The organism is Streptomyces sp. NPDC018026, from assembly GCF_044327745.1.
Taxonomy (GTDB): domain Bacteria; phylum Actinomycetota; class Actinomycetes; order Streptomycetales; family Streptomycetaceae; genus Streptomyces; species Streptomyces rubrogriseus.
In genome coordinates this window covers 948,539-968,181 of record NZ_JBIRFY010000001.1, presented here as the reverse complement: position 1 = coordinate 968,181, position 19,643 = coordinate 948,539, and the positions used below count along the sequence as shown (strand labels likewise).

Annotated in this window: 16 protein-coding genes and 1 pseudogene; 8 read left to right on the top strand and 9 right to left on the bottom strand. The window is 71.1% G+C overall.

Annotation, left to right across the window (positions count from 1 at the left end; genetic code table 11):
• The first annotated feature begins 4 nt into the window (after window positions 1–4).
• Complete coding sequence (locus ACH4D3_RS03955) at window positions 5–2,140, top strand: UvrD-helicase domain-containing protein (protein WP_398316025.1); 2,136 nt, start codon at window positions 5–7, stop codon at window positions 2,138–2,140.
• Between the two features lie 7 nt (window positions 2,141–2,147).
• Here the strand turns inward: ACH4D3_RS03955 and ACH4D3_RS03950 are convergent, their stop codons facing one another.
• The 3 genes from ACH4D3_RS03950 to ACH4D3_RS03940 all read right to left on the bottom strand — a co-directional run bounded on the left by ACH4D3_RS03950 (window position 2,148) and on the right by ACH4D3_RS03940 (window position 5,884).
• Complete coding sequence (locus ACH4D3_RS03950) at window positions 2,148–3,773, bottom strand: N-6 DNA methylase (protein WP_398316635.1); 1,626 nt, start codon at window positions 3,771–3,773, stop codon at window positions 2,148–2,150.
• Between the two features lie 157 nt (window positions 3,774–3,930).
• Window positions 3,931–5,205 (bottom strand): PQQ-binding-like beta-propeller repeat protein, encoded by a 1,275-nt coding sequence (locus ACH4D3_RS03945; protein ID WP_398316023.1) that lies wholly within the window; start codon window positions 5,203–5,205, stop codon window positions 3,931–3,933.
• A 247-nt stretch (window positions 5,206–5,452) separates the two neighbouring features.
• Window positions 5,453–5,884 (bottom strand): MarR family winged helix-turn-helix transcriptional regulator, encoded by a 432-nt coding sequence (locus ACH4D3_RS03940; RefSeq protein WP_398316021.1) that lies wholly within the window; start codon window positions 5,882–5,884, stop codon window positions 5,453–5,455.
• A 147-nt stretch (window positions 5,885–6,031) separates the two neighbouring features.
• Here ACH4D3_RS03940 and ACH4D3_RS03935 point away from each other — a divergent pair, with 147 nt between their 5' ends.
• From ACH4D3_RS03935 to ACH4D3_RS03915, 5 genes are all read left to right on the top strand, one after another.
• Entirely contained in the window at window positions 6,032–6,862 is an 831-nt protein-coding gene (locus ACH4D3_RS03935) for an SDR family NAD(P)-dependent oxidoreductase (RefSeq protein ID WP_398316019.1), read from the top strand.
• Window positions 6,863–7,146: 284 nt separating this feature from the next.
• Window positions 7,147–7,755 (top strand): hypothetical protein, encoded by a 609-nt coding sequence (locus tag ACH4D3_RS03930; RefSeq protein ID WP_398316017.1) that lies wholly within the window; start codon window positions 7,147–7,149, stop codon window positions 7,753–7,755.
• Window positions 7,752–8,363 carry a toxin gene (locus ACH4D3_RS03925; protein WP_398316015.1) on the top strand — a complete coding sequence of 204 codons (612 nt, stop codon included), beginning with the start codon at window positions 7,752–7,754 and terminating at the stop codon, window positions 8,361–8,363. The genes ACH4D3_RS03930 and ACH4D3_RS03925 overlap by 4 nt, the downstream gene beginning before the upstream one ends.
• Window positions 8,360–9,556 (top strand): MAB_1171c family putative transporter, encoded by a 1,197-nt coding sequence (locus tag ACH4D3_RS03920; RefSeq protein ID WP_398316013.1) that lies wholly within the window; start codon window positions 8,360–8,362, stop codon window positions 9,554–9,556. Before ACH4D3_RS03925 ends, ACH4D3_RS03920 begins: the two co-directional genes overlap by 4 nt.
• Window positions 9,549–10,991 (top strand): FAD-dependent oxidoreductase, encoded by a 1,443-nt coding sequence (locus tag ACH4D3_RS03915; RefSeq protein WP_398316011.1) that lies wholly within the window; start codon window positions 9,549–9,551, stop codon window positions 10,989–10,991. The genes ACH4D3_RS03920 and ACH4D3_RS03915 overlap by 8 nt, the downstream gene beginning before the upstream one ends.
• A 21-nt stretch (window positions 10,992–11,012) precedes the next feature.
• Here ACH4D3_RS03915 and ACH4D3_RS03910 read toward each other — a convergent pair whose 3' ends face one another.
• The 3 genes from ACH4D3_RS03910 to ACH4D3_RS03900 all read right to left on the bottom strand — a co-directional run bounded on the left by ACH4D3_RS03910 (window position 11,013) and on the right by ACH4D3_RS03900 (window position 13,998).
• Window positions 11,013–12,251, bottom strand: a complete 1,239-nt coding sequence (locus ACH4D3_RS03910; RefSeq protein WP_398316009.1) for a hypothetical protein — start codon at window positions 12,249–12,251, stop codon at window positions 11,013–11,015.
• A complete protein-coding gene (locus ACH4D3_RS03905) occupies window positions 12,236–13,333 on the bottom strand; it encodes a hypothetical protein (RefSeq protein WP_398316007.1) in 1,098 nt (365 codons plus the stop codon). The genes ACH4D3_RS03910 and ACH4D3_RS03905 overlap by 16 nt, the downstream gene beginning before the upstream one ends.
• Window positions 13,334–13,590: 257 nt before the next feature.
• Window positions 13,591–13,998 carry a winged helix-turn-helix transcriptional regulator gene (locus ACH4D3_RS03900; RefSeq protein ID WP_398316005.1) on the bottom strand — a complete coding sequence of 136 codons (408 nt, stop codon included), beginning with the start codon at window positions 13,996–13,998 and terminating at the stop codon, window positions 13,591–13,593.
• 116 nt (window positions 13,999–14,114) lie between these two features.
• Here ACH4D3_RS03900 and ACH4D3_RS03895 point away from each other — a divergent pair.
• Together ACH4D3_RS03895 and ACH4D3_RS03890 are read left to right on the top strand one after the other, a co-directional pair.
• Window positions 14,115–15,008: pseudogene (locus tag ACH4D3_RS03895) on the top strand (alpha/beta fold hydrolase); the annotation flags it as partial.
• Window positions 15,009–15,068: 60 nt separating this feature from the next.
• Window positions 15,069–15,629 carry a pyridoxamine 5'-phosphate oxidase family protein gene (locus ACH4D3_RS03890; RefSeq protein WP_398316633.1) on the top strand — a complete coding sequence of 187 codons (561 nt, stop codon included), beginning with the start codon at window positions 15,069–15,071 and terminating at the stop codon, window positions 15,627–15,629.
• 164 nt (window positions 15,630–15,793) lie between these two features.
• On the opposite strand, the gene ACH4D3_RS03885 is transcribed toward ACH4D3_RS03890, so the two are convergent.
• The 3 genes from ACH4D3_RS03885 to ACH4D3_RS03875 form a co-directional block, all read right to left on the bottom strand.
• Window positions 15,794–16,822, bottom strand: coding sequence for an alpha/beta hydrolase (locus ACH4D3_RS03885; RefSeq protein WP_398316003.1), 1,029 nt, complete (start codon window positions 16,820–16,822; stop codon window positions 15,794–15,796).
• 109 nt (window positions 16,823–16,931) lie between these two features.
• Window positions 16,932–18,596, bottom strand: coding sequence for a phosphodiester glycosidase family protein (locus ACH4D3_RS03880; RefSeq protein ID WP_398316001.1), 1,665 nt, complete (start codon window positions 18,594–18,596; stop codon window positions 16,932–16,934).
• A gap of 129 nt (window positions 18,597–18,725) precedes the next feature.
• Window positions 18,726–19,511 (bottom strand): SAM-dependent methyltransferase, encoded by a 786-nt coding sequence (locus ACH4D3_RS03875; protein WP_398315999.1) that lies wholly within the window; start codon window positions 19,509–19,511, stop codon window positions 18,726–18,728.
• Window positions 19,512–19,643 lie beyond the last annotated feature (132 nt).

Sequence of the window (19,643 nt, the reverse complement as noted above, 5' to 3'; positions counted from 1 at the left end):
CACCGTGCCACAGCTTGCGTTCGCCAACAGTTTCTGGGAGAGCTACGACGCTCTCGAGAAGCCGGTCAGGAACGGCGTGCGCAAGGCGATGCAGAAGTTTCAGCAGCTCACCGTGCCGGAGCTGCAGCAGGACAAGGGGTTGCATCTCGAGTCGGTCGAGAAGGCCGCCGACCGTCGTATGCGGACCATCCGCATCAACGACTTCTGGCGGGGTGTCGTGCTGGCCCCGGACGACGGCAGTGATGTGTTCCTCCTGGTCAACGTGGTCAGGCACGACGACGCCTACACCTGGGCCGCCAAGCGGCTGTACACGACCAACTCCGCCACCCGGGCCCTCGAGGTGCGCAACGTACGGGCGATCGAGCAGCTGACGCCGCAGCTCGAGAAGGCGGCCGCCACCGCTGACTCGCTGCTGTTCGCCGGGTACTCGGACACGGTGCTGCGCGAGCTGGGTGTCGACGACCAGGTGCTGCGGGCCGTGCGCACCGTCATCGACAAGGCGCAGCTGGAGGCCTTCGGGACGTTGCTGCCGGAGGACCAGTTCGAGGTGCTGCAGTACCTCGCCGAGGGCTTTCCTCCCGAGGAGGTCTACCGGGACGTCGTCGCCGTACGGCGCCCGGTGCACGCCGGTCCCGATCCCGACGAGACGCTCGCCGCGGCCATCGCCAACACGGCGAGCCGGATCACCCTCGTCAGCGGGCCGGAGGAGCTCTCCGAGATCCTCGAGAAGCCGTTCGCCGCCTGGCGGGTGTTCCTGCATCCCTCGCAGCGCCGGGTCGCCTACCGGGTGTCGTACGGGGGCCCGGTGCAGGTGACCGGCGGGCCGGGGACGGGCAAGACGGTGGCCGCACTGCACCGGGTCAAGCATCTCCTGGCCAGATCGCCGGACACCCGGATTCTCCTCACCACGTACACCAACGCGCTGGCCGCCTCTTTGCGCGAGAGCCTCGGTCTGCTGCTGGACGGTGAGGAGTCGGTGCTCGACCGGGTGGAGGTGACCACGGTCAACGCGTACGCGCGCGGTGTCGTGGCCCGTGCCGAGGGCAGTGTGCTCTCCCCCGTCGGTGACCGGGAGGAGCGGCAGCTGTGGCAGCGGGTCGTCAAAAGGCTGGGGCTGCCGTGGACGGAGCAGTTCCTCGCGCAGGAGTACCGGCATGTGGTGCTGGCCCAGGACGTGCGCACGATGGAGTCCTACCGCTCGGTCTCTCGACGGGGACGCGGCAGCGCGTTGGGGCCGGCCCGGAGGGAGCAGCTGTGGCCTGCGGTCGAGCTGTTCGAGTCGATGCTGCGCGACCAGAGGGCGACGACGCATCTGAAGGTGTGTGCCAGGGCGGCGGAGCTCTTGGCCGCTTCGGCGCCCACGCACGATCACGTCGTGGTCGACGAGGCGCAGGACCTGCACCCGGCCCAGTGGCGGGTGCTGCGCGGCGCGGTGGCGGCGGGCAGCGACGACCTGTTCCTCACCGGCGATCCGCACCAGCGCATCTACGATTCCCGGGTCTCACTCGGTTCCCTCGGCATCTCCGTGGCGGGGCGCACCCATCGGCTGCGCATCAACTACCGCAGCACGGAGGAGATCCTCACCTGGTCGACCGGCATCCTGGCAACGGTGTCCGTCGACGACCTGGGAGGCGAGGGCAGTGACACGCTGGCCGGGTACCGTTCGCTGCTGCACGGCCGACGGCCGCAGGTGGCGGGGCACGGCTCGGAGCAGGCGGAGGTCGCGGCGCTGGTGGAGCGGGTCCGGGGCTGGATCGCTCAGGGCATCGCTCCGTCCGAGATCGGCGTGTGCACCCGGTTCAATGTGCTGCTGGACAAGGCGTACGACCGGTTGACCGCGGCCGGAGTACCTGTTGTCCGGGTCAAGGACGGTCAGGGATCGGGTGTTGACGGCGTGCGTCTCGCGACGATGCATGCCATGAAGGGGCTGGAGTTCCGTTGTGTCGCAGTCCTGGGTGTGACGGCGGGTGCGGTGCCGTTCGCGCGCGAGGTGACACCGGTCTCGGTCGACTCCTTGCAGCACGACTCCGACCTGATGCGGGAACGCTGCCTCTTGTTCGTTGCCTGCACCCGGGCACGCGAGGCTCTGGCCGTCACGTGGAGCGGAGCGGGCAGCCCGTTCATCCCGGACGCCTCGTGACGGGCCGTCACTCGGGCGGTCGCAGCGCACCGTTCCCGATGCCGTCGCGGGCCAGCTCGGATGCCTGTCTGCTCAGCTCGGCGACTCTGCGCGCCAGTTCCTGAAACGCCTGCAGCCTGCGGAAGGCATCTCCGTAACGGCGCTGCTCGGCGATGTCCATCTGCGGGATGCGGGCTCCCTTGCCGTCCAGCCGGAAGGTGCCGCTGGCGCTGGTGGAACGCCGGGTGTTGGACGCGCTGCGCAGGAAACCCTGGAGGAAGTCCGTGTCGAGCTGATCGCTGGTCGACACGGGTTCCAGGTCTCCGTACTCGACCAGACCGGCGCGCGCGAGGTCGGACACGCTCACCGAGGAACCGTCCAGGGCGCCGGAGCCCTCGCCGGAGACCAGCTCCGGCAGCGACTCGGCCAGCATCCGCACCTGTTCGCTCAACTCCTGCCGGACCACCGCGTACTCGGCCGCGTAGTCCCGGTGCGATCCCTCCACGTGGCGGCCGGGCGTGAGGTCGACCGTATCGTCGAGGAGGTCGATGAGCGGAACTTCGGCGATCTGCTCGGGTGCCGGCGCCAGCTCTCCGTCCGGGTCGTTGGCGGTCAGGTCGATCATGCGCACGCTCGTCGCAGCGTCGCTGACGGCCGCAGGGCGACGCAGGTGCCACAGGTGCACGGGGAGGGCGTGCGAGGCCGCGCTGCCCGCCGGCAGGGAGACGACCTGGGTGAGGACGCCGCGGCGCACCAGCTCGGCACGGATGCGCCGGCCCGCCTTGCGGTAGGCGACCGAAGCAGGCATGACCATGATGACCTGACCACCCGCTGCGGTGTGCGCGTAAGCGTGCTGGAGCCAGGCGAGCTCGCCTTCGGCACGCGAGGGTGTTCCGAGCTCCCACCGGGAGTCGAGAAGCAGGTCCTCCCGCCCCCAGTCGGCGTCGCCCACGGGAGGGTCGCAGACGACGAGGTCCGCCTTGAGGCTCGGCCATTTGTCATCACGCATGGAGTCTCCGGCGACGACCTCCACACCGGTACGGCTCGCGAGATCCGCGCGCAACTGGGCGAACCGAGCACTGTGCGGCTCGCTCTCCTGGCCTCGCCGTCTCGGGCCCCGGTCGGGACCGACGGCGAGCAGCAGAGAACCGATTCCGCATGCGGGATCGAAAACGGTGGCGTCAGATGCCACCTCGCCCGCGAAGTGACGCAGTGCCCGAACGATGCGCGGCGAGGTGACCTGGTCGGACCCGGCTCTGCGTACGGAGTCCGTGAAGCGCTCAGCCAGAGCCTCCACCACTTCACTTGCCGGCCCTGTCCCGGCAAGGGCATCCACCAGACGAACGGCGTCTGCCGGAAGCTCGGAGGATTGCGGCCTCTTCCCCTCGGAGAGAACCTGCGCAACCCCCGCGAGCCCCCGGATCATGTCCTCGCCGTAAGTCGCCCGCAACGCCTGCCAGAGCTGTACCTCCTCGGACACGTCCTGGCCCTTGCGCTGCTTGCTCAGCCATGCCTGCACGTCGGCCAAGGCGAAGAGCGGACTGTTCGCACTCCCACCGGCGGGCGCGGGGAAGTCGTCATACCGGCGTCTCCAATTGGAGACCGCGGCACGGGTGACGCCTGCGAGCCGAGCGATCTCGGAGCCGGTGACCATGGGGGCGTCCGGGGCCGCGGGAGTGTCTACCATAGTCCGCTACCGTACACACCGCTTACCGCCGGTTCAATGAACCCTTTCGTTGACTACGCTAACGGCACCATTGGGGCGATCGCTCGTAAAAGCGTGCCGGACTGCCCAGGCAGCCCGACTTGAGTCACACCGGCAGCGCGTGCAGCTTCTTGCCGTGCAGGGCGAAGACGTGTTTGCCGTCCGTTGCCACCAGCCAGGCGTGGTAGTCGCCCGTCTTGTCGTTGAAGGTCCAGCGCACCGCGCCGGTCCTCGCGTCCATGGCGATGATGCCGCCCTGCTTGTCCAGGTCCGTGGCGCCGTAGAGGGTGTCGCCCGCCTTGACGTACTGCCGCGGCACCTGGAGCCCGGCGTCCGCGAGGGCCTCGGACTTCCAGAGCTGTTTGCCGGTGCGCGGGTCCACGGCCCACATGGTCCTGGCGCTGTCGGAGATGTAGAGGACGTCCTCCAGTGCGGCCGGTTCGCGGAAGAGGGCCCCGTCCGACGCTTCCAGGGACCACTTCTCCTTGCCGTCGGCCAGGTTGAAGGCCTGGAGCACGTTCCCTTGGGGGACGATGACCAGGTCCTGGTGGACGGTGAAGAAGCCGTAGTTCGTCTTCGTCGTCTTGTGCGTCCACACCTGCCCGCCGCTCGCGGTGTCGCGCACGGTGAGGTTCTTCTTGAAGTCGGTGTAGACGAGGTGGCGGCCCCGGACGGCGGCGTGGATGCCGTTCTGCTCGGTGCCGACGTCGCGCTGTTCCTTCCAGGCGACCCTGCCCGTGGTGCTGTTGAGGGCGGCGATGACGTTGGTCTTGGACGAGCCGTCCTCCTCGAGGATCTCGGCGATGACGTACACCTGCTCCTCGTCCACCGCGATCGGTCGCGGCTGCCGGTACTCCTTGCCCAGCCGGCTGCGCCAGGTCTCCTTGCCGGAGGCCGGGGCGTATCCGATGACGGAGCCGTCGTACTCGCTGCTGGCCAGGTACAAGGTGTCCTCGCTGAGCAGCAGGGGTGCGCCGGGGACCGCGCCGCCCGGCAGGGTCCACTTCTGCCCGCCGGTCGCGGCGTCGAGGGCGGCCAGCGGGCTGCCGCTGGCGATCACGACGCCACCCGCGGCCACCAGCTCGTCGTTGTCCCCGTAGGTCTCGGCCGAAGTCGGCTTCGTCCACAGCGGCTCGGGGGCCTCGCCCTCCTTGCCGGCGCCGCCACCGTCTCCGGAGTCCTTGCCTCCGCCCTTCGGCTCGTCACCGCCGGCGCTTCCCGGCTCCTCGACCCCCACGGCATCCTCGTCGCAGCCGACCGTGCCGGCGGTCAGCGCCGCCAGCGCGAGACCGCCGCCGGCCAGCCGCAGTACCCGCCGCCGGGAAGGAGGAGCGTACGCCCCAGGTGTTCTGTCGTCCGACGTGCTGTCTCGCATGGCCATGTGCCGTACCCCCGTGATGCGTCAGTGCGGGAACCCGAGCAGGAAGACCCACGCCGTACCGAGCATACGGACGTGCGCCTCTGCGACCAGGAACGTTAGCCGGGCTCCCGCGCCGCTCCCACCGCCAGATCCCAACCGCGACAGCACCGTGAAGCAATCGAGACAACTCGTCGCCGATCACGTCACGCCCCTCACACGCCTCACGCACCCCACGACGGTGCCGCGCGCGGGGCCGCGCCGTCTGATCTCAGGCCCCCTCCGCAGCCGGGTCGAGGGCCTTGCCCAGGAGATCCACCAGCTGGCGCAGCTCCTCGTCCCCAAGCCGTGCGAAGGGCGTCAGCGCCAGCGTCGCCTCGATGACCGCCGCCCGCACACGGCGCCCGTCGTCCGTCAGGGCCACGACGCGGGAGCGGCGGTCGGCGGGGTCGGCGGAGCGTTCGACCAGGCCGCGGTCGGTGAGCTGGTTCATGACGAAGCTGAGGTTGGGCGCGTTGCAGTACAGGCGGCCGGCCAGCGTCTTCATCGAGGGCGGTGCCTGGTCCGGGTCGATGGCCCACAGGGCCTGAGCGGTCGCGGGGGTCAGGCCGTGCTCCGCCAGGACGGCCTCGATCCGGTCGCCGGTCCGCATGAAGAGCTCGTGGTTCGCCGCCACCGCCGCCTCGAGGGTGCTTCGCGTCATGGGCCCATCGTACGCCTATTTACTTCGAGACTCGAAGTGTATGTTGAGGGCCGAAGGATTGGTTCGAGGCTCGAAGCATTTGCCTGCGGGCCGTGCCATGCCTTCTTCCAGTCGCACTTTCTCCGGTCGCACAGAAAGCACTCACCCATGCACGACTACACGAACACCACCGCCCTGGTCACCGGCGCATCCAAGGGTCTGGGCGAGGCCTACGCACGCGAGCTCGCCTCCCGAGGCGCGCACTTGGTCCTCGTCGCCCGCTCGGCCGACGCCCTGAACGCCCTCGCCGACGAGATTCGCGCCACGCATTCCGTCCGCGTCGACGTGATCGCCGCGGACCTGTCCGACCGCCGGTCGCCGCAGCGGATCCTCGATGCCGTCGACGGGCTCGGCCTGGACGTGGATCTCCTGGTCAACAACGCCGGGATGGGGGCCGTGGGGCCCTTCCTCGACCGGCCTCTCGAACCCAATCTCCAGTCCGTCGACGTGAACGTCACCGCCCTGGTCGGCCTGGTCCACCTTCTGGGCGCCCGCATGGTCGAACGCGGTCACGGCGGCATCGTCAACATCGCCTCCACCGCCGCCTTCCAGCCCATGCCGTACCAGGCGAGCTACGCCGCGACCAAGGCGTTCGTGCTCTCGTTCACCGAGGCGGTCGCCGAGGAGGTCCGCGGCACCGGCGTACGGGTGATGGCGGCGCACCCGGGAGCCACCGCCACGGGGTTCTTCGAGCGGACGACCGCGTCCATGAACCCCAAGTTCACGGATGCCCCCGCCGACGTGGCCGCCAGGACGCTCGACGACTTCGCCCGGGGCCGGGCCGTCTCCTTCCCCGGGCGTGCGTCCCAGCGCATCGGGGTCTGGGCGTCGAGGGTGCTTCCCCGCACCACGGTCACGCGTGTCACGGGCGCCCTCAACCGCCGGCTGGGATTCCACGACGTCAGCGACCGCGACCCCGCCGCCGCGCCGGGGCGGTGATGATCCTGGGTGGCATACCGCGCGAAGAAGAGGAGTGAACAGGGGGCGGGCCGTGAAGTGGTCCCAGCGCGAGCGGGGGACCGGGCGGAGCCGGACCGGCCCGCTGGTGCGGTGACCGCGGCCCGAGGACGGTCGCTGCCGGACCGTGCCTCATCTGCGGGCGCTCGATCCAGGCGGGCAACCATCGGTGATCCGGGCTCAACGACCGTTGCCTCTCGGCGTGTTCATCACATAGGGTCCCGTGAGCGACACCAGGCGTCAGCCCCCGAACCGGGAGTGCAACGGTGGCATCAGCCTCTCCCCTCTCCGAAACCCTGCGGCGTCTCGACCGGGTCGTCCAGGAGAAGGAAGTCCGTTCGAAGCTGCCGGACGCGGCGGAGCTCGCCGGCCGGGCGGCACTGCCGGTGTCCACCGTCCGCAGCCTGCTCCAGGGCGGTGTGCCACCGGACGACTCCGTCAACGACCGGGTCCGGATGCGGATCGCCCGGCTCGCCGAAGCCGAGATGGCCGCGACCGGCAAACGCATGTCCGACCTGGCCTCGGACATCTCGGAGCGGCTCGGTGTCTCCGGGTACTGGGCCCGGCAGGTCTGCGACGGCAAGAAGGTGCCCAGCGTCGAGTTGCTGCACGGGCTCGTCGAGTACTTCGGGGTCGAGGAGGGGGAGGCGTTCTTCACCGCGTCGGCCGCCGACGCGCTGAACCGCGTCCTGCTCCCCGTCCTGCACGGCCTGGAGCACCCCGAGAACGATCCCGTGCTTGCCCTGATGGATCGGTACGGCGTGAGGTCCGCCGATCTGCGCGCGCACGGTTCCCTGACCCGCGAGCAGTTGGAGCGCCTCCTCGAAGGCGTCCTGCGGTCGGTCGTACCCCCGGACGGAGGTCGCGAGCGGTGAGCACCAAGGCGATGAAGTCCTTACTGTCCGTCCTGGGCCGGCACACGGCAGGGGCCATTCAGCGGCCGGCCGAGCCCCGGGAGGTCATGGAAGCCTTCTGCGAGGCCATGCGGGCACGCACCGGTCGGCCGATCCGCCTCGTGTTCCGGGGGTTCCCGCCGGACATTCCGGTCTCCGGCATGCGCCTGGACTGCGGGGACCACTCCATCATCGTGGTGGAGGAACACACGGTCCCCGAGGCGCAGTTGGTCATTCTGGGTCATGAGCTGTGGCACGAGGAGCAGGGGGACTGCGGGCACCACGTGGCGGGGATGCCGACCGCCGCCCGTGCACTGCCCACCGAGCAGGCCGGGGAAGTGATCGAGCGGGCCGTCGAACAGATCCTCGCAGCGCACGAGGTACCCCCGGACGCGCTCCTTGCCGTAGCGGCCCGTGCCGAGTCACGCGACGACCACGAGGCGGACGCCGAGACGTTCGGGCTCCTGTTCGGCCGGGAGGTCCGCACCTGGATGAAGGGCCGTTACGCGCGGGGCCCGGTCAGCGCGGACACCGTGGAAGGCCGCATCAATCTGTCCCTGAGCAACCGCGGCGGGCGCCTGCTGTCATGAGCCCGTCCTTCCACATTCCCTACATCCTGCCCACCGCGCTGCTGGCGCTGGCCCTGGTGCTGAAGCTCCCCACGTTCCTGCGGGCCTCGCGGGACCCTGACGTCAGGGCGACCACTCTCCTGTTGATCTGGGCCACCGCGGTCCTGGTCGTGATCACCCCGGTCAACATAGAACGGCTCAACGTCCTCACGGGTGTGCCGAACATCGCCTCGCCCTGGGCCTACTCCTTCCTGACCGCCTTCTGCGCCACCGGCCTGACCATGATCATGCGCTGGCGGGAGGCACCGTCGGTGGGACGGCGGCGCCGAATCCGCCGCATCTACTGGATCTACGCGGGGATCGTCGCAGTCCTGTGGCTGACGTTCATCCTGGCCGACGTCCCCACGGCACGCGTCTACGACCTGGACACCTACTACGCCGGCACCCCCTGGATGCGCGAGCACATCCTCCTCTACATCGCCGCGCACACGGTGTCGTCCCTCGTGGCGGTCTCCATGCTGTGGAAGTGGTTCCCCGAAGTGGCCGACCGCTGGCTGAAGGCGGGAGTGGTGTTCCTGCAACTGGGCTTCGCGTCCGGGCTCGTCTTCGACGGCGCGAAGCTGGCTGCCATCGGCGCCCGCTGGTCGGGACACGACTGGGACGCAGTGAGCACCCGGGCCGCGCCCCCGTTCGCGCTGCTGGAAGCCGCCCTGGTCGCGCTCGGCTTCATCGTCCCCCAGGCCGGGCCCTTCCTGCAGAAGTGGATCCGGGACCGGCGCGAGTACCGTCGGCTCGCCCCGCTGTGGCACGCGCTGAGCGGCCTCACCCCCGCGGCAGCCGAAGCACGCTTCGGACCGTGGACTCCACTCGACCTGCGGCTGTTGCAACGCCGGCAGCGCATCCACGACGCGCTGCGCATGCTCGGCCCCTACGTCGACCCGGCTCTCCACCAGCAGGCCCGCGAGGCCGCACGGGCCGGGTACGGCGTCCCGGACGCCGACGCGGACGGTGTCGCCGGAGCCGTCACGATCAGCGCCGCCATCAGCACCTACCAGCGGGGCGGACCTCCAGTCGCCCAACTCCAGGGGCCGCAGGGAAGCGCGGTCGTGGGCGGCCACATCGAAGGCATCGCGTCCGCCCTGCACCGGCCCCGCATTCTCCAAGACGTCCGCCGACGCATGACCAGCACAGAAAGCGCGCATCACCATGGCTGAAGGAACCGTCACCCGCCGGCCCACCGCAGTGGTCGTCGGCGCCAGTGCCACCGGTCTGTTCGCCGCGGCCGCCCTCGCGGACTTCGCCGACGTCACCGTCGTCGAACGCGACCGCCTCCCCGACGGGCCCGAACCGCGCAGGGGCGTTCCCCAGGCCCGCCACGCACACCTGGTGTGGAGCGGAGGAGTCAAGGCGTTCGACGACCTGCTCCCCGGTCTCACCGGTGAAATCGTCGCCCACGGCGGCCGCCTGGTGCACATCATGGGCGACATGGTCTCCCGGGCCCCCAACGAAGTGTGGTTCCGCCGTTTCACCTCCACCCATCACCGCAACCTGGTCTGCTCCCGCGACCTCCTCGACTCCGTCCTGCGCAACCGCGTCCTGGCCGACCAACGCATCACACTCCGCCAGGAGACCACCGCGCTCCGCCTCGAAGGGGACGCCACAGCGGTCACCGGAGTCCGCATACGCGCAGACACCGGCCCAGGCGCCGATGCCGATGCCGACGCCGACACTGCCGCCCGGGAACGCACCCTGCGCGCAGACCTGGTCGTCGACGCTTCGGGCCGAGGGTCCCGCGCGCCGCAATGGCTCACCGAGCTGGGAGCACCGAGCGTCACGGAGCGCGAGGTCAACGCCGGCGTCGCCTACGCCACCCGTCTCTACCGCGCCCCCGAAGCGGCCCGGAACATCAACTTCCCCCTCGTGAACGTGCAGGCCAACCCCGCCAAGGCACCCGGGCGGGGAGGCATCGTCCTGCCCATCGAGGGGAACCGCTGGATCGTCACGCTGGCCGGCACCCGCGGCGGTGAACCCACCGGCGATCGCGACGCCTTCGTCGACTTCGCACTCAACCTCGACGATCCCGTCATCGGCGAACTCCTCAAGGGCCTCGAGCCACTCGGGGACATCGTCACCACCCGGGCGACGGCCAACCGCCGCCGCTACTACGAGCAGGTCAAACGCTGGCCGGACGGCTTCCTCGTCCTCGGCGACGCCATCGCCGGCTACAACCCCGTCTACGGCCACGGTCTGACCGTCGCCGCCCAGTGCGCCCTCGCCGTCCGCGACACGCTCGGCGCGACGGGGCTCCAACAGCCGGGCCTCGCACGGCGTCTTCAGCGCGCCGCCGCACGACCGGTGGCCGCCGCCTGGGACTTGGCCGTCGGCCAGGACGCCCTGTATCCGGGAGCCGCCGACACCCGGCCGAACGGCATCGAACGTCTCCTCGCGCGCTTCGTCGACAAGGCCGTGGAGACCGGCGCACGCAATCCGCGCGCCATGGCCGCCCTGCTGGATGTCATGAGCCTGGAGCGGCCCGCGACCCGGCTGTTCTCCCCCGACATGCTCATCCCCATGCTCCTCGGTCCCAGGAGGCCGCACCTGCAAGGGCCGCCCCTCACCGACGCGGAGCGAAAAGCCGCCATGCCGTAGCGCTGTTGTGCCGTGCGTCCGCTACGACCAGCTCAGGAACATCGTGTACGTGTCGAGGAGGTCGTTGTCCACGCTGGTCGTCGCCCCACTGCCGCTGGTCGGCACCACTCTGAAGTCGGGCTTGCGGTACGAGTAGTCGTCGTCGCTCCGCCGGGCGTTGGGCTCGTGGACGGCGACGAGGAACCGCTTCCCGTCCGGCGACACCAGCATTCCCTCCGCGACGGTCCCGTCCTGCGGGCCGACCACGCTGACCGGGGCGCCCGAGGCTCGGCCGGTACGGGCGTCCATGATCCGGAAGTTGCCGGTCGAGGTGCGGCACAGCACCCGGTCGTCGCCGGTCCAGCCGACGACTCCCACACAGCCACTGAGCAGGGTGGCCCGGTGCGCCGAGCGAGAGGTGAGCGGTCCTGAGGAGTTCCAGGTGTCGAAGACGTTCCCGAAGACCTTCGGCGCCTTGGCGGTGAGCCGCCGGCCGCCCGGTGCGAGGTGGACCGTGTCCGCCTGGACGGCGCGCGGGGGCTTGCCCAGTACGGTCAGGGGCAGGCCGTGTCCGGCGGCCGGGCCCTCGTCGGACAGGTGGTGGGAGCCCTCGGTGGGGCGGGAGCCGATCCGCTGCCCGCCGCCCTTCGCCGTGTAGGTGAACCACACGCTGCGCCCGTCCGGCGACATCACCGCGTTCTGTTCGTCGGCACCCGCCGCCCCGCCCAACCGCACGACCTCGTCGAGGTCGGCGCCGCTCACCACGTAACCGACGTGGGAATCCGCCTTGTTGCCGGGATCACGCAGGACCACGGCCATGCGTGTGAAGGCCAGGTCGAAGAGTGCGCGGACCCGGGGAGCCATGTACTCCAGGGTGGCGACCTTGTAGGGGGACGGGTTGTCCGGATTCATGCCGCAGAGGTCCACCAGGGGGCTGTTGACCGCCTTCGCCCCGGCGTAGTTCGTGAACGCGGCGTCGCCGGGGATGGGGAACGTCCGTTCCGCGCGCGGTTGCCACGTCTCGGGGTCCCAGGCCCGGACGGTGACCGCGGCGTAGCGGGCACCCATGCCGCACGTGGCCGTGACGACCGTGTCGTCGCGGGTGAAGGGACTGTCCGGGAGGACGTAGTCCCGGTTGCCCAGGAAGGGCGCCCCCGACGAGGAGGACGTGGAGGCCGGTTTCTCCTCGGCCGATGGCGCGCTGCACCCCTGGATGCACAGGGCGGCCACGGCGGCCAGGGCGAGGGCGGTCACGGTCTTGGCGGTCAGACCAGGTCGCACAACGACCCCTCGGGATTCTTGTGGCACGGCGTCCAGGCGACGGAACCGAAGACCCACTTCTGCTGGAGGTCCGCCGGGACGGACTCCGTACGGATGCGCAGCGGCTTGCCCTTGGCGTCCTTCAGCTGGAGCCACTCGCCCTTCTGGTAGGAGTCGTTGTAGTGGACCTTGATGCCCCACTCGCACGCCTGTCCCGGTGGCGCGATCGCCTCCACCCTGAGGCCGCCCGAGGGCTGGCCGCCTCCGACCTCGATGTAGTGGGTGCCGAAGTAGGACTCGCCCTGCCCCTCGGCGTCGTCGGTGAGCACGGGCTCGTCGGCGCGCGGCGGAAGATGGAGCCGGATGCCCTGATAGGTGGCTCCGCCCTGGGGCGGCAGGGCGACGACGGTCTGCATGGTGCTCTTGTGGCACGTGATGTCGGTGGTCTTCCAGCCGTCGATGACCACGGCGGAGGACCGGGTGCTCAGCACGGTCATCTTGAACGCGTCGGTGAGTTCCAGGCGGCCGTCCCTGGTGTTCCGCTCGTACCGGTCGGGGGCGTGTTCCATCACGGACGCGTACACGAGCGGGCGCCCACCCAGCTCACGCAGGTAGGAGAAGGCGGAGCCGGGGTCGCCGGTCGTCAGCCTGCGCGTCTCGTCGGCGGTCAGCTTCCGGTCGAGGACCATCGCCCACGTCGAGGGCGCGCCCTCCTCCGGCCGCACCGACACCGTGAACGGGGTCTTGGCCGCGTCGATACCGGTGTTGGTCTCGTTCTCCCTGACCGTGCTCGGCTCGATCATGAAGTACGCCACCCACACCGCGCCCAGGACGCCCAGGAGCCCGACGGCCGCCTTCACGGACAGCCAGCGGAGCTTCTTGCGCCGGGAGGCGTCGGGGTCCACCCCGAGCACGTCGGAGACGAGCGCCTCGAAGCGCTCGTCGGGGCGGCCTCCCCCGTCGGCGGGCGGCGGGGGGTCGGCGGGCGGTGGCGGGGTGTCCCCGTCCGCGTCCGCGTGCTGCCCCGTGGGCTCGGCGGGGGCGCCGCCGTCGTCGTCAGGGCGCGGCTCCGGAGTCCCGTCCGGTGAAGCGGTCGTCGTCATGCTCGTCCCCCTGCAACACGTCGCGTCCCGTCTCCGGCGGCCGCGGCCGATGGCGCCCGCGTCGGCCGGATCGCTCGAAGCCCACCTGATCCCTGGTCACGTACCGGTTCACCCGTCACGTACAGCAGTCTGCCGTACCGGGGTCACCCCTGGTGACACACCGGTCACAGCCGGGGCCCCGGCGCCACGCACGTCGCTTCCCCACAGCACTACCCGCCCGACACGGCCATGGCAAGGGTGCTGTCGACGGAGGGGCCTCAGTCGGCCACGCCTTCCTCCTCGCTTCGCCGACGGGCGCGGTCCACCTCGGCCATGTGTGCCTCGGCCCACTCGCGGAGTGCGGCCAGCGGCTCTTCCAGGGTCAGGCCGAGCGGGGTGAGCCGGTAGTACACGCGCGGCGGGACCGTCGGCTCCACCCGGCGGCCGACCAGGCCGTCGCGGGTAAGGCCCTGAAGGGTCACCGACAGCATCTTCTGCGAGATGCCGGTCATCCTGCGCTGCAGTTCCGCGAACCGCACCTCCTCCGGGGAGGCCTCCGCGAGCACCTTGACGGCCATGGACGTCCACTTGGTGCCGATCCGGTCGAGGAGGCGGCGGGTGGGGCACTGCGGGTCGAACAGGTCTCCGCGAGGGACGTGCGGAGGGCGTGACGTCGAGGAGGTCACCCGGGGCTCACCACCTGTAGCGCAAGTGCGGTCTTGGATCGCCCAGCCTAGTTTCCTATCGTTCTGTTGTCACCATTGGTAACCGCCGCTTCGGGCGGCCGACCCCAGGGATCCTTGTGCATACGCCCGTCGCCTCGTCCCACTCCTCCGATCCCCTCCCTCCGGGCGTCGAACTCCGGCGCGTCGCGGTCAACGGCGTCGAACTCGACGTGGCCCTCCAGGGCGAGGGACCGGCCGTGCTGCTGCTGCACGGTTTCCCGCACACCTGGCGGCTGTGGACCCGTGTCATGGGCCCCCTCGCCGAACACCACCGGGTCGTCGCACCGGACATGCGGGGCGCGGGGGCGAGTACGCGTGCGGCGGACGGATACGACGCCGGCACACTCGCGTGCGATGCCGAAGCGCTGCTGGCGGCCCTCGGAGTCCGCTCGGCGGACGTGGTCGGCATCGATGCCGGAACACCGCCCGCGTTCCTTCTCGCCATGCGCCGGCCCGACCTCGTCAGGCGGCTCGTCGTCATGGAGTCACTGCTGGGCGGGCTGCCGGGGGCCGAGGAGTTCCTCGCGCGCGGGGCGCCCTGGTGGTTCGGCTTCCACGCGGTGCCCGGTCTCGCGGAGACGGTGCTGACCGGGCACGAGGCCCAGTACATCGACTGGTTCCTGGACGCCGGTTCCCTCGGGGAGGGCGTCGATCCCGCCGTCCGGGACGCCTTCGTACGGGCGTACACCGGGACGGACGCCCTGCGCTGCGCCTTCTCGTACTACCGGGCGCTGCCCACGAGCAGCGAGCAGATCGCGGAGGCCGTCGCCGGCGGGCGGTTGACCGTCCCCACCCTGGCCGTCGGCGCCCGTCCGGTGGGCCGGGCCCTCGAACGGCAGCTGCGGCCGGTCGCCGATCACCTGGTCGGCCACGTGATCGAGGACTGCGGGCACATCATCCCGCTGCATCGTCCCGAAGAGCTGCTCCGCCTCCTCGAACCGTTCCTCGCCGTCAGTGGTACTCCATCGGGAGCACCGATGATTTCCGGGCCGGCCGGCAGTCGTTACGGACACGAGAGCAAGGAGTCCGTCATGTCCGTGCAACGACCTGCCGCCGAGCAGCCCACGACCGAGCTCGACGCCCGCTACAGCTCCGCACTCCATCCCCGTCCCGGCGCCGCGGACGTCACCGCCACCGAGTGGGACGAGGCCCGGCGGCGTACGGAGGCCGCCGAGATCTTCTGGGCGGTCACGATGCGGCCCGGCGGCGGGCCGCACGTCACGCCGGTGATCGCGGCGTGGCACGACGGTGTGCTGTATTTCTCCACCGGGCCGGGTGAGCAGAAGGCCCGGAACCTGGCGCACGACGCGCACTGCGCGCTGATCACGGGTGGAAACTCGCTCACCGAGGGGTTCGACCTCGTCGTCGAGGGCGAGGCGGAGCCGGTCGGTGATCCTGCGGTGCTGGAGGGGGTGATCGCGGCGTACGAGGCGAAGTACGGGTCGCACATCACGTCGGCCGAAGGCACCTTCCACGGCATCGGGGACGCCATGCGGCGCGGCGACGCGGTGCTGTTCGCGGTGGCCCCGGTCACCGCGTACGGGTTCGGGCGGGACGACGGGGTCTACAGCCATACGCGGTGGGGGTTCTGAGCCGCCGGACGCCGTGTGTCAGCGGCCGACCGTCCAGGACGTACCAGCGCAGCCGCGGGCGGGAAAGACCCGTGCCGGCGCCCAGGCCGCAGCGGGGCGAGGGCGGTTGCCGCCGCCGACCTGCGCAGGCCTGTGTGCACGAAGCTCTCCCGGTGTCGTGCCGGTCAGTCGCCGACGCCGAGCGCCCCCAGCAGCATCGGCAGGGACGCGTGCAGCTCGCGCTCCCAGTAGGCCCAGCCGTGGGTCCCCGGGCCGTAGAAGTTGGTCGTCACGTGCCGCGCGCCGACGCGCTTCAGCTCGGCCGCGAGCGCGTGGTTCTGCCGGTTGAAGTCGGCCTCCAGGGCACTCGTGGCGCCCGGCGCGTCCAGGGGGCCGGTGGTGCCGTCGCCGCAGGAGAGGTAGACCGGGATCGACCTCAGTCGCTTGGCGAGGTGGAAGGGGTCGTGGGCCTGCCAGATGCCGCGTTGGGCGACCGGGTCGCCCCAGACGCGGAGCGGGTCGTCGCCCTGGCCGGCGAAGAAGCCCATGATGCGGTCGGCCGACTCGTCGTTCAGGAGGGGGTGGGCGGAGCCGGAGAAGGCGGCCGTCGCCCTGAACATCCCGGGGTGCCGGGCGGCGTACAGCAGGGCGCCCTGGCCGCCCATGGACAGGCCGGCGACCACGCGGTCGCTGCCCGCGCCCCAGTCGCGCTCCAGGAGGTGGCGCAGTTCCTTGGTGTGAAACGTCTCCCATGCCGGGTCGCCGCCCTGCCCGTGGTTCCACCAGTCGCTGTACCAGCCGTTCCAGCCCGCCTCGGGCATCACGACCAGGACGTCGCGCAGACTCTCCGTCTCCGCCACGTCCGTCATGCTCGTCCACGACGTGTAGTCGCCGCAGCAGCCGTGCAGGAGCCAGAGGGTGGGCCAGTGCTGCCGGTGGCGTCGGTCGTGCGGGTTCCAGCCGTCGGGGGTGAGGAGGCGGACCTCGACCGTGCGGCCACCCAGGGCCGTCGACCGTACCGACAGGTCGACCTGCCGGTCCGCGACCCTGGTGACGGCGACGACCTCCGCGCCGGGGCGGGTGGCGCCGGTCTCCGGTCTCCCGGCGGCCAGGGCGCCCGGAGCGGTCGGCGTCAGGACGGCCAGCAGGACGGCGAGGACCAGGAGGAGTCTGGCTCGCACTGGGGTGAGGAAAGTGGGCACGTTCGCGAACACGGCGGCTCCCTGGGTGGGTTGCTGTGCGTGGTGCGTGGTGCGTGGTGCTTGGTGCGTTGTATGTGGTGCGTGGTCGTCCGGCGGGCGGTCGCGGCGGACCGCGGCAGGGTCAGGTGTCGTGCCGGTGCGGCAGGATCAACAGCGCGTCGCCGACCGGGCGTTCGCCTGCGGCGTCCGAGGGGGAGTTGAGTACGGCGCCCTCGGCCACCATCGTCGTCGAGCCGCCGCCGTCCAGGTTGACGGCGTCGCGCAGGCCGAGTGACCTCGCGACCTCCGCGCTCTCGCCGATGCTGAGCCCGAGGGAGTCCGTGCTGCGTCCGTCGGCGGTGACGAGGACGGTGCGGCCCGCGGCGTCCACCCCGGCCAGGGTGCGCGGGTTGCGCTTGTGGACCCAGCCGTAGTACCAGCTCGGGTCGCCGGGGTGCACCATGCCGTCGGTGGCGGGGGTGACGTGGACGCGGCCGTCGCGGACCAGCTCGGGACCGGCGTTCACGATGTCGGTACGGGGCGAGGTGGACATCCGGCGACCTCGGTCGTCCAGCAGGGTCGTGTTCACGCGCAGGCGGTCGCCCACGTGGGCCAGGGCGGTCAGGTCGGCGACGCGTTCGCCCGTCGCCTGGACCGCGCTGCCGCCCCGGGGGATGGTTCCACCGCGTGGTGAGCGCAGTTCCACGACCCGCTCGTGGGCGTCCAGCACTGCTTCCACGCCTTCGCCCGCGGGGGTGCGGCCGCCGTAGTCCGGGGTGAAGGCGACCAGCTCGTCGGGGTTGGTGCAGGTGACGTCGTGCAGCGGGAGCGACGTCGGGGTGTCGCCCGCGCCGCCGCCGCAGTTCCTGATCAGGCCGGGTACGCGGTTGACGCCGTTCAGGGGGAGGGAGGCGGCTCGGGTGGCGATCCGGCCCTGCCAGGTGAGGCGGGCGATCTCGGTGCGGCGGCCGTTGTCGTGGACGACCAGGGCCGGGCGTCCGGCCACCGGTTCGCTCAGCAGGCGGCCGTCGTACACGCCCACTCCGGCGGGGTCGCCCGGTGCGCCCGCCCTGGGGTCGAGGACGAAGAAGCCGGCGTTGACCGCGGCCGTCGCGGCGGCCGACGCCGAGAGGGCGCTGGTCGTCTCGCGGTTCTCCAGGTCGGGGCCGTAGGACGCGTCGAGGGTGCCGCGGAATGTGCGGGGGTCGATGGTGAGTACGTCGACACGCCACGGGCCCCGGTCCGTCGTCTCGCCGTCCCAGCCGGTGTAGACGGCGGAGCCCGAGTACCCGGCCGCTCTCAGGCGGGTGCGTTCGGCCGTCGCGGCGGCCTGCGAAGCGAAGGTGCCGATGCGGACCCGCCGGCCGAGGGTGCCGCCCCGGTAGTCGGCCGTCGCGGGTGTCGTCACCTCCTCCACCCTCGCTTCGAAGCCGTCGCGGCGCAGTTCGGCGGCCAGTTCCTCGGCGCTGGCCCGGTCCTTGAGGGCCGTCGGCGGCGCGTCGGGGTCCGGGGAGCTGTCGCCGCCGGGGATGGACGCCTCGACTGTCCAGTGGAGTGCCGGGTCGTCGGCGTTCCCGCGCACGATACGGGTCAGGGTGACGCCCGGCTGGAGGGTGGTCGTGGTGCGGCGCTCGGGGAGGCCTGCGGGGCCCAGCGGGAGGGGGGTGTGACGGGCCGTCGGCGGGTGCCCACCGGGGTGCGGGGACGCCACGGCGGCCGGTGGAAGCGCGGCCGGTGCGGTGAGGGCGCCGAGAAGGACTCCCGTGGCGGCCCACAGCCGCCTCTTCCTCTGCTTGATCTGCTTCATCTGTCGTCCCGTCCCACGCCGACCACGGACACCGACCGACCCATGCTGCGCACAAGTATCGGCCGGTCCCCGCCCACGTCAAGGCCGCCCCGGGAAACGGGAGTTCGTTCGCCTCGCACGCGGTCCCGGTCAGGGGGTCCGCGCCACGCCGGCGTAGAAGCCGCTGCGTTCCCGCACCGGTGCCGGTTCCTCCTGGTACCACTCGGTCGCGAACACCAGGCCGGGCTCGACGAGTTCGAGGCCGGAGAAGAAGGGCTCGACCTCGCTCCGGGTGCGCATCCGCAGCGGGATGGCCCCCTTCTTGTAGGCGGACTCGGTCTCCTGCTTCAGCTCCGGGTGCTGGTCGGCGGTGCCGTGCGACAGGAGCAGGTAGCTGCCCGAGGGCAGGGTGTCCACGAGGGTGCTCACGACACGGTACGGGTCCTCGTCGTCCGGCAGGAAGTGCAGGAGCGCGATCAGGGAGAGGGCGATCGGACGGTCGAAGTCCAGTACCTCGCGGGCGCGTTCGAGGATGGTCGCGGGCTGTCGTACGTCCGCGTGGAGGAAGTCCGTGACTCCCTGCGGAGTGCTGGTCAGCAGCGCCTCCGCGTGCCTGAGGACGATCGGGTCGTTGTCCGCGTAGACGATCCGGGCGGCCGGGTTGATCGCCTGCACGATCTGGTGCAGGTTGGGTTCGGTGGGGATGCCGGTGCCGATGTCCAGGAACTGGTCGACGCCGTTCTTCGCCAGCCAGGCCGCCGCGCGGTGCATGAACGCCCGGTTGCGGGCCGCGTTGCCGCGCGCCTCCTCGGGGAGGGTCTCGCCGACCCGCTGGTCGACGGGGTAGTTGTCCTTGCCGCCCAGCAGCCAGTCGTAGACGCGGGCCGGGTGCGGCTTGCTCGTGTCGATGTGAGGTCTGGGTGCACCGGCGGTCACAGGACACTCCTCCGTACGCGAAACGGCATCGTCGGGTCGTCAGCGTAGCGGGACCGACGCCCGCTCTCGTGCCAAGATGATGTTCCGACCGGCGCTCGCCCAGGTGCTCGGCACTCCAACGCCTTGGGTGGC